3 protein-coding genes are annotated in these 3163 nt (G+C 32.8%); 1 reads left to right on the top strand and 2 read right to left on the bottom strand.

What is annotated here, in order from left to right; translation table 11 throughout:
• Positions 1-347: 347 nt before the first annotated feature.
• The gene (locus tag FPG59_RS15190; RefSeq protein WP_086455400.1) at positions 348-1223 is read left to right on the top strand and encodes a L,D-transpeptidase; all 876 of its coding nucleotides are present in this window, start codon (positions 348-350) and stop codon (positions 1221-1223) included.
• A gap of 93 nt (positions 1224-1316) precedes the next feature.
• On the opposite strand, the gene FPG59_RS15195 is transcribed toward FPG59_RS15190, so the two are convergent.
• The gene (locus tag FPG59_RS15195) at positions 1317-2033 is read right to left on the bottom strand and encodes a 3-ketoacyl-ACP reductase (protein ID WP_086455401.1); all 717 of its coding nucleotides are present in this window, start codon (positions 2031-2033) and stop codon (positions 1317-1319) included.
• Between the two features lie 39 nt (positions 2034-2072).
• Positions 2073-2843 carry a hypothetical protein gene (locus tag FPG59_RS15200; protein WP_086455402.1) on the bottom strand — a complete coding sequence of 257 codons (771 nt, stop codon included), beginning with the start codon at positions 2841-2843 and terminating at the stop codon, positions 2073-2075.
• Positions 2844-3163: the final 320 nt, after the last annotated feature.

The raw sequence follows: 3163 nt of genomic DNA on the forward strand, positions 1-3163 counted from the left end.
TTAAGTTTATTAAGTTTTAGTCTTCATTTTCTTGATTTTTTTAATAGTTTTTATTTTAGATGACGTTAACTGCAGTGTCAATTTAAACCATTAAGTAAGTTAAGTTCATTAAGATTTACGCTTAATTTTCTTCATTTTCTTAATGGTTTTATGTTTTAAACATATAAGTCATTTAAGTAAAATAACTTTAAACCATTAACTACGTTAAGTTTATTAAGTTTTAGTCTTCATTTTCTTGATTTTTTTAATAGTTAATATGAAGGTTAATTGTGTAACAACTAATACTAATTGTGTAACAGACTGGGCGGTTGATTGAGGTACTTTTAAATTAATTAAAATTTAACCTTATGAAGCCAAAAGTTTATATCCTTAGCGCCGTAGTTTGTTCTGTTTTGTTTTCTTGTAAAGAGAGCGCAGCAAGTTCTAAAGACAAAAATCAAACAGAAAAAGTTACAACTAAAATAGAACGAAAAAAACCAGGTACGGTCACTTATAATTTTGAAAACACGAAAGAATGGCTAAATAAAGCTATCAACGACAGCGCTCAGTTGCAACTTGCGTATGCCATCAATAGGACTGATGCTGAGAATTTCAAAAAATTAGATTCGGTTTTAGTTCCCAATGATTTTACGGGCGATATTGCTTATTATTTGCCTTTTCCCTTGAAGGTTTTGTCCTTAAAAGATGTTGACAAGATTATCTATTTTTCGTATCCAACTCAAACTTTTGCTGCCTATGAAAACGGCGAACTAATTTATACTGGACCGACTAATATGGGAAGGGAAAAAGATAAAACACCAACGGGATTGTTTTTTACGAACTGGAAAGCTGAAGAAACAACCAGTACTTTTAACGATGAGTGGGATTTAAAATGGAATTTTAATATCGAAAATAAATTGGGTGTTGGTTTTCATCAATATGCTTTGCCGGGTTATCCAGCGTCGCACTCTTGTTTGAGACTTCAAGTAGCGGATGCCAAAAAGTTGTACAGTTGGGCGGACGAATGGATACTTCAAGATGATCAAAATGTGAAAGTAAAAGGAACTCCTGTCATTGTTTTTGGAGCCTATCCGTTCGGTAAAACCAAACCTTGGTATGTTTTGGCAGACGATGCCAAAGGTTTACAACTCAGTGAAAGTGATATCGAAAGAGAAACAAAAGCACATATGAATACTATTTTAAAAGAACAGAAAAATAGAGCTACCCTACAAAATAAGGAATAGACACAGCTTGTAACAAAGAAAAAACCATTGAGAAAGCGATTTTAATTTGCTTCTCAATGGTTTTTTAGTTTTTATACGGTAAGCTTTTAAATTTTACGGATTAGTAGACCAAAGGCTGCTATTTTTCACAAACACGCGACGGTTTAATTTGAGTTGAGCAATAACTAGCTCAGCCATATCTTCGGCTTGCATTACTTTATCCGGATTTCCGTCGGTAAGTTTTAGTTCTTTAGCCATATCAGTAGCCACGGTACTTGGCGTAAGTGCGGTAACACGAATGTTGTGTTTGCGCATTTCTTGCATCAAAGAGTCGGTTAGTCCTAACAACGCAAATTTAGAAGCGCTGTAAGCACTCGTCATTGCATTTCCGGCTAATCCAGCGGTTGATGAGATGTTGATAATATCGCCAGTTTGTCTTTCAATCATGTTCGGAACAACGGCTCTGGTTACGTAATACGGTCCCATTAAATTCACTTGAATAATGCGTTCCCAGTCGGTTGGCTCTAATTCTAAGAATTTTCCAAACGATGCAATACCAGCGTTATTGATTAAAATATCAATAGCTCCAAATTCACTCAATGCTTTTTCTACTGCAGCATTTACAGAGTTGATATCAGCAACATCAGCAGTAATAGCTAAAGCTTTTACACGTAGCGAGCGTACTTTTGCAGCTACACTGTCAATTTCTTCTTGAGTGCGCGCTACTAAAATTACGTTTACGCCTTCTTTGGCTAAAGCCAATGCGATTGCTTTTCCTATTCCTTTTCCAGCTCCGGTAACTAGTGCCGTTTTATTTTTTAAATCAGTCATTTAGTGTGTTGTTTTAGTTCCAAAACAAAGTTAAGATATTTATTTTTTGGAAGCCTTTTTAAATTTTTCAATTCCGTCCGCTTTTAATTTTTGTAAACTCATTTCTAAGTCTGTTTTCGTTATACCACCCTCCGTCATTTGTACTATACTATCATAAAATGATTTTTTAAGTATTACTCTTTCAGGCTCAATAGCATCAAAATATTTTTTCAAATCAGCTGTTGGTTCAAAGTAATATATAAATTGTGCTGGAATATTCTGCAAATATTCATATAATATGTTTTTACAACCAACCTGTTTAAGGAATTCGTTGCAATTTTGATGTTTAGTTGAGTTAGTTAATTGAATTTTATAAATAGAAGAATCCAGTTTTTCACCATATCTGTAATAAACACCTGCTAAAAAGGAATAAATCTGCTCATTCGTTTCAAATTTGTTATTTAAGAGTTCATCTTTTTCGCCATAAAAACTATTCATTTTTTTTGAAATTTCCTCGGAATACATTTCACAGTGATTCGATTTTTGAAAAATTGTTTCAACAGTAATATTTAATTCAGTTTTAATATATAAACTCAAATAATTTACTAATGGTTTTTCAAAAGGATAGTATCTGTCAACTTGCTTTTCTCTTTTTACAGCATAAAAACGCCCCATGTAATCACTTAATGTTCCCAGTACGAAATAAACAGGATCTATTGAAACAATCTGTGTTTTACTTGCTGAAATAGGATTGTTTACTTTTTTATCTGTTTGAGAAAAAGTAGATTGAACTATTAAAAGAAAAGCTAGTATTAAAAAAATTAGTTTCATTTTATCATTTTTAGTTTTTTGACAATAACGTTCCCTCGCTACAAGCAGTTTGGTACTAAATTAAGCCCATTTTTCGGATTTGCCAAATCGCCCAAATACAAACTAATTTTTCCACTGAGCCAAATACCCAAAATGCTCGTAGCGTGTGTAGCTGTTGCGCAACAGTTAAGTGTGTTAGTGGCTGGTTATTTATTTATCGTAAATTCATTTTTCCCACGTAATATTATTTCTTTTGATTTTTTAATATTCTCCTCTGATTTAGTTAGCAAATTCACGAAAGTCACATTCAATTTTTCGTTTTTATTTTCAAACGGCTCAAC

The sequence above is a fragment of the Flavobacterium sp. FPG59 genome (assembly GCF_002150205.1).
Classification (GTDB): domain Bacteria; phylum Bacteroidota; class Bacteroidia; order Flavobacteriales; family Flavobacteriaceae; genus Flavobacterium.